The sequence below is a fragment of the Streptomyces sp. M2CJ-2 genome, from assembly GCF_016757295.1.
In the GTDB taxonomy this organism is placed as follows: Bacteria; Actinomycetota; Actinomycetes; order Streptomycetales; family Streptomycetaceae; genus Streptomyces.
Window position 1 is genome coordinate 20,938 of the sequence record NZ_JAESIF010000076.1, and the last position, 6,458, is coordinate 27,395.

Annotated in this window: 7 protein-coding genes; 5 read left to right on the forward strand and 2 right to left on the reverse strand. The window is 68.9% G+C overall.

The features are described from left to right. The first annotated feature begins 21 nt into the window (after window positions 1-21). Window positions 22-774 carry a 4-hydroxy-tetrahydrodipicolinate reductase gene (gene dapB, locus JL475_RS32950; RefSeq protein WP_109377363.1) on the forward strand — a complete coding sequence of 251 codons (753 nt, stop codon included), beginning with the start codon at window positions 22-24 and terminating at the stop codon, window positions 772-774. Window positions 775-788: 14 nt separating this feature from the next. Beyond that, window positions 789-1,232: a tetratricopeptide repeat protein gene (locus JL475_RS32955; RefSeq protein WP_202281869.1), complete on the forward strand. Its 444-nt coding sequence runs from the start codon at window positions 789-791 to the stop codon at window positions 1,230-1,232. 90 nt (window positions 1,233-1,322) lie between these two features. Here JL475_RS32955 and JL475_RS32960 read toward each other — a convergent pair whose 3' ends face one another. Beyond that, on the reverse strand, window positions 1,323-1,877 hold the full coding sequence (locus JL475_RS32960; RefSeq protein WP_202281870.1) for a PH domain-containing protein: 555 nt from the start codon (window positions 1,875-1,877) through the stop codon (window positions 1,323-1,325). Between the two features lie 163 nt (window positions 1,878-2,040). Beyond that, window positions 2,041-2,280 (reverse strand): hypothetical protein, encoded by a 240-nt coding sequence (locus tag JL475_RS32965; RefSeq protein WP_202281871.1) that lies wholly within the window; start codon window positions 2,278-2,280, stop codon window positions 2,041-2,043. A gap of 179 nt (window positions 2,281-2,459) precedes the next feature. On the opposite strand from JL475_RS32965, the gene thyX reads away from it, so the two are divergent. The 3 genes from thyX to JL475_RS32980 all read left to right on the forward strand — a co-directional run bounded on the left by thyX (window position 2,460) and on the right by JL475_RS32980 (window position 6,219). Next, a complete protein-coding gene (thyX, locus tag JL475_RS32970) occupies window positions 2,460-3,212 on the forward strand; it encodes an FAD-dependent thymidylate synthase (RefSeq protein WP_202281872.1) in 753 nt (250 codons plus the stop codon). A gap of 263 nt (window positions 3,213-3,475) precedes the next feature. Next, window positions 3,476-4,375 carry a 4-hydroxy-tetrahydrodipicolinate synthase gene (dapA, locus tag JL475_RS32975; protein ID WP_202281873.1) on the forward strand — a complete coding sequence of 300 codons (900 nt, stop codon included), beginning with the start codon at window positions 3,476-3,478 and terminating at the stop codon, window positions 4,373-4,375. A 158-nt stretch (window positions 4,376-4,533) separates the two neighbouring features. Then, window positions 4,534-6,219, forward strand: a complete 1,686-nt coding sequence (locus JL475_RS32980) for a ribonuclease J (RefSeq protein ID WP_202281874.1) — start codon at window positions 4,534-4,536, stop codon at window positions 6,217-6,219. Window positions 6,220-6,458: the final 239 nt, after the last annotated feature.

Here is a 6,458-nt window from a genome sequence, read left to right on the forward strand (position 1 = left end):
TCCGGTAAGGAAGCAAGGAAGATGAGCAAGCTGCGCGTGGCGGTCCTCGGCGCCAAGGGCCGGATCGGATCCGAGGCGGTACGGGCCGTCGAGGCCGCCGACGACATGGAGCTGGTGGCCGCACTCAGCCGGGACGACCGGCTGGAGACCCTCGCCGAGACCGGCGCCCAGGTCGCCGTCGAACTGACCACCCCGGCCTCGGTCATGGGCAACCTGGACTTCTGCGTACGCCACGGCATCCACGCGGTCGTCGGCACCACCGGCTGGACCGACGACCGCCTCGCACAGCTGAGGGGCTGGCTCGAGCAGTTCCCGGAGACGGGCGTGCTCATCGCACCGAACTTCTCCATCGGCGCCGTGCTGACCATGAAGTTCGCGCAGATCGCCGCCCCGTACTTCGAGTCCGTCGAGGTCGTCGAACTGCACCACCCCGACAAGGTGGACGCCCCCAGCGGCACCGCCACCCGCACCGCCCAGCTCATCGCCGAGGCCCGCCGCCGGGCCGGCAGCGCCCCCGCCCCGGACGCCACGGCCACCGCCCTGGACGGCGCCCGCGGCGCCGACGTGGACGGGGTGCCGGTGCACGCCGTCCGGCTGCGCGGCCTGTTGGCCCACCAGGAGGTCCTGCTCGGCGGCGAGGGCGAGACCCTCACCGTCCGCCACGACTCCCTGCACCACAGCAGCTTCATGCCGGGCATCCTGCTCGGCGCCCGCCGCGTGGTGACCACTCCCGGCCTGACCTTCGGCCTGGAACACTTCCTCGATCTGAACTGAGCACGAGCCGACCCATGCGCGCGAAGATCTCCTACGCCGTCACGGCCGCCGTCCTGGTCGTCTACTTCGTCCTGGTCGGCAGCCGCGGCGTGCTGCTCATCCAGGCCGGTACGCCCCTCACCGTCACCTTCGGCGTGGCGGTGCTCATCCTGCCGGTCATCGGCGTGTGGTTCCTGTGGAAGAACACCGAGTTCGTCCGCAACGCCAACCGCCTCGCCGCCGAACTCGACGCCCAGGGCGGACTGCCCGTGGACGAGCTGAAGCGTCTGCCCAGCGGCCGTATCGACCGGGACTCGGCCGACGAGGTCTTCGCCCGGCGCAGAGCCGAGACGGAGGACGCCCCCGACGACTGGCGCAGTTGGTTCCGGCTCGCCGTCGCCTACCACGACGCCCGCGACACCGCGCGCGCCCGCAAGGCGATGCAACGGGCGATCGCCCTGCGCAAGGCCACCCCCTGACACCGCGACAAAAAGAGCCGGGGCCCGGTCCGCACATGCGGACCGGGCCCCGGCTCATGACGACATGAAGGCCGGTCCCGACGGGCAGGGTCAGTCCTGCCGGTACTCGTCGGCCCAGACCTCCACCGAGTCGGCCGCCCGGTCGAAGGCCGGATCCCGTCCCAGGAAGTCCGCGTTGTGCGAGGTCAGCAGCGGCGGCAGGGTTTCCGCGGACCGCCCCCGCCGGGCCAGCAGCAGCGCCTGCCCCTGCACCGTCCGCGGCAGCCCCAGCCAGCGCACCGGCTGCTGCACCGTGCGCACCGTGGCCACCTGGGCCCACGGCGTCGTACGGGTGCTGAACAGACTCACCTGCCGCAGCCCGTGGGCACTCACCCACGTGCCCATGCGCAGCAGCCGCAGCGCCCAGACTATGACGACCAGCGCGAGGGCGAAGACCACACCGGCCGACGACACCGAGGCTGTCGCGGCGATGATCACCGCCGCGAACAGCACGAACGAGGCGAGCAGCAGCAGTATGGCCGCCGCACCCACTCGCCACGGCCCCGGACGGTACGGGCGCCGCCAGCGGTCCCGGTCGTCGTGCGGCAGTGGGACGTCGTCCGCCGTGTCGAAAGCGCGATCGGCCGTCAGGAAGGGCAGGGGCACGGCTGGTCCTCACTTGATCCATGCGTGGGCTGTGCTCGGTGAGGCTACCGATCTGCATGACCCCTCACCACCCTCGGGGGCCCGGTCGGACCCGGAGCCCCCACCCCGGGTGGTTCACCGCTCCCGATCCGGCGCGGGGCCGTTGTCCGGTTCGGACTCCGGATCAGCGTCCGTCGGACGCCTGTGACTGCTCGGTACCCGTGGCCGACTGGTCGATGGACAGCGCGGGCATCCCGAGGATCAGGGACCCCACCAGGCCGGCGACGATGCAGAGGCCCAGCAGCCAGCGCCCGGCCAGCTCACCGGCGGAAGCCCGCTCGCGCGGCGGGGGCGTGACGTTACTGCGGAACCTGTCGGCAGTGGCAATGAAGGCGAACGGCACGGATTCCCGTCGACCGAACATCAGTGGTGCTTCTCCCGTCGAATCTCGAACGAATCACTCTCACCGACACAAACGAGCGACACGATCAAAAAGTGCCCAGATGGGGAAATTCGTCGCGGCACGGTCCATCTCCCCGCCGCGGAGGGCGCCCCGTAGAGTGGGCGCTGACCTTCAGATGCGATGTGACGGGAAGTACTCTCTTGACCTCCGCCGACGACCTCCAGCCGTCAACACTCGATGGCGTCACCCTGCGGAGTGACGTCACCGTCGAACTGGTGAAGTCCAGTGCCTCGGACTCGGACGTCCTGTTCGCCGCCCGTGTATCGACCCTCGGCGAGCAGTCCATCGGGGAGCTGCAGAAGGACCCGGAGCGCTCCAAGGGCCTGATCAACTACCTGATGCGGGATCGGCACGGCAGCCCGTTCGAGCACAACTCCCTGACGTTCCTCATCAGTGCGCCGATCTTCGTGTTCCGCGAGTTCATGCGCCACCGGGTCGGCTGGTCCTACAACGAGGAATCCGGGCGCTACCGCGAGTTGCAGCCCGTCTTCTACGTTCCCGACGCGTCGCGCAAGCTGGTCCAGGAGGGACGCCCGGGCAAGTACGTCTTCGTCGAAGGCACCCCGGCCCAGCACGAGACCGTCCAGAACGTGCTGGGCGACTCCTACCGCCAGGCCTACGAGGCCTACCAGAAGCTGCTGGCCGAGGGGGTGGCCCGCGAGGTCGCCCGCGCGGTGCTCCCGGTCGGCCTGTACTCCTCGATGTACGCCACGTGCAATGCCCGCTCGCTGATGCATTTCCTCGGCCTGCGCACCCAGCACGAGATGGCGAAGGTCCCGTCCTTCCCGCAGCGGGAGATCGAGATGGTCGGCGAGAAGATGGAGGCCGAGTGGGCCCGGCTCATGCCGCTCACCCACGCCGCCTTCAACGCCAACGGGCGCGTGGCGCCGTAACCCGCGTGGCCGGTGCCGTTCGCGTGGCGCTCACAGCTCCTCGCGTCCACCGGTGGCGGACAACTCTCAGGGTTGATCACCCATGGGTGATCAACCCTGAGAGTTGTCCGTATTGCGGTATTTAAGGTAGTTCATTTAGCCTGATCGAACGGGCCCGGCACTGCCTGAACCCCCGAGCAGGCAGTGCCGGGCTCCACCTTTGTCCTGTCTTGTCGCCTCCCCGAGGGCAGACCCCGACTCGAGCAGCGAGTAGCGTGTAACCCATGGCTCCGACCTCCACTCCGCAGACCCCCTTCGGGCGGGTCCTCACCGCCATGGTCACGCCCTTCACGGCGGACGGCGCACTCGACCTCGACGGCGCACAGCGGCTCGCCACCCACCTGGTGGACGCAGGCAACGACGGCCTGATCATCAACGGCACCACCGGCGAGTCCCCCACCACCAGCGACGCGGAGAAAGCGGACCTCGTACGGGCGGTCCTGGAGGCGGTCGGAGACCGTGCCCACGTGGTGGCCGGGGTCGGCACCAACGACACCCGCCACAGCATCGAACTGGCCCGCACCGCGGAGCACATCGGCGCACACGGCCTGTTGCTCGTCACCCCGTACTACAACAAGCCCCCGCAGGAGGGCCTCTACCGGCACTTCACGGCCGTCGCCGACGCCGCCGAGCTGCCGGTCATGCTCTACGACATCCCCGGCCGCAGCGGCGTCCCGATCAACACCGAGACGCTCGTCCGCCTGGCCGAGCACCCGCGGATCGTCGCCAACAAGGACGCCAAGGGCGACCTCGGCCGCGCCAGCTGGGCCATCGCGCGATCCCGCCTCGCCTGGTACTCCGGCGACGACATGCTGAACCTGCCGCTGCTCTCCGTGGGCGCGGTCGGCTTCGTCTCGGTCGTCGGCCACCTCGTCACCCCCGAGCTGCGCTCCCTGGTGGAGTCGTACGTCTCGGGAGACGTCCAGAAGGCCACCGAGATCCACCAGAAGCTGCTCCCCGTCTACACGGGCATGTTCCGCACCCAGGGCGTGATGACCACCAAGGCGGCGCTCACCCTCCAGGGCCTGCCCGCCGGGCCCCTGCGCGCCCCCATGGCCGAGTGCACGCCGGAAGAGATCGAGCAGCTCAAGATCGATCTTGCCGCCGGCGGGGTACAGCTCTGACAACAGACTTCGCGCGACCGCTCGCGCAACCTGACTCCACAACTGAATAAGCGGCGGGCCACCGGTGCCCGCGCACCACAACGACAACTGCTTCTGCACGAACGTCATGCGCGCCACGTGCCCCACCGGTACGTGGCGCGTGTGGTGAGGAGAGTCTTTTGAGTCATCCGCATCCTGAACTCGGTCCGCCCCCGCCGCTTCCCGCGAGCGGGCTGCGCGTCACCCCGCTCGGCGGTCTCGGCGAGATCGGCCGCAACATGACGGTCTTCGAGTACGGCGGCCGTCTGCTCATCGTCGACTGCGGGGTGCTGTTCCCCGAGGAGGAGCAGCCCGGAATCGACCTGATCCTGCCGGACTTCACGTCCATCCGGGATCGCCTCGACGACATCGAGGGCATCGTCCTCACCCATGGTCACGAGGACCACATCGGCGGTGTTCCGTTCCTTCTCCGCGAGAAGCCGGACATTCCGCTGATCGGCTCCAAGCTGACCCTCGCCCTCATCGAGGCGAAGCTCCAGGAGCACCGCATCCGCCCCTACACCCTGGAGGTCGCCGAGGGCCACCGCGAGCGCATCGGCCCGTTCGACTGCGAGTTCGTCGCGGTCAACCACTCGATCCCCGACGCGCTCGCCGTGGCCATCCGCACCCCCGCCGGCATGGTGGTCCACACCGGCGACTTCAAGATGGACCAGCTTCCGCTGGACAGCCGCCTCACGGACCTGCACGCCTTCGCCCGGCTCAGCGAGGAGGGCATCGACCTCCTCCTCTCCGACTCGACGAACGCCGAGGTCCCGGGCTTCGTCCCGCCCGAGCGTGAAATCTCCAACGTTCTTCGGCAGGTCTTCGCCGGCGCCCGCAAGCGGATCATCGTGGCCAGCTTCGCCAGCCACGTCCACCGCATCCAGCAGATCCTGGACGCGGCGCACGAGTACGGACGCAGGGTGGCCTTCGTCGGCCGCTCCATGGTCCGCAACATGGGCATCGCCCGCGATCTCGGCTACCTGAAGGTCCCGCCGGGCCTGGTCGTCGACGTGAAGACGCTGGACGACCTGCCGGACAGCGAAGTGGTCCTGGTGTGCACGGGCTCGCAGGGCGAACCCATGGCCGCCCTGTCCCGGATGGCCAACCGCGACCACCAGATCCGTATCGTCCAGGGCGACACGGTGATCCTCGCGTCGTCGCTCATCCCCGGCAACGAGAACGCGGTCTACCGGGTCATCAACGGCCTGACCCGCTGGGGCGCCAACGTCGTCCACAAGGGCAACGCCAAGGTGCACGTCTCGGGCCACGCCTCCGCCGGCGAGCTGTTGTACTTCTACAACATCTGCCGCCCGAAGAACCTGATGCCGGTGCACGGCGAATGGCGCCACCTGCGGGCCAACGCCGAACTGGGCGCCCTGACGGGTGTCCCGCACGACCGCATCGTCATCGCGGAGGACGGGGTCGTCGTCGACCTGATCGACGGCAGGGCGAAGATCTCCGGCAAGGTCCAGGCCGGGTACGTCTACGTCGACGGCCTCTCCGTCGGTGATGTCGGCGAACCCGCGCTGAAGGATCGCAAGATCCTCGGTGATGAGGGCATCATCTCGCTCTTCGTGGTGATCGACTCGTCCACCGGGAAGATCACCGGCGGCCCGTACGTCCAGGCCCGCGGCTCCGGGATCGACGACTCCGCCTTCAGCGCCGTACTGCCGAAGATCACGGAAGTCCTGGAACGATCGGCTCAGGACGGCGTCGTCGAACCGCACCAGATGCAGCAGCTGATCCGCCGCACGCTGGGCAAATGGGTCTCCGACACGTACCGGCGCCGGCCGATGATCCTTCCCGTGGTCGTGGAGGTCTGACGGCTCGTAGGACAGCCCGTGCGGGTGAACTGGGAGCGGGGCGGCCTCGATTTGCATCGAGCCGCCCCGCTCCAGTACGTTTACGGCTCACCCCGACCGGGAACCCGATTGCTTCGAGCGTCGGAACCAGTCCCCGGAGGGGCGAGGAAATCCGACTCAGAACCTCTGATAAAGTCGGAGCCGCCGGAAAGGGAAACGCGAAAAGCGGACACCCGGAAGGCGAAACCCCGAGGAAATCG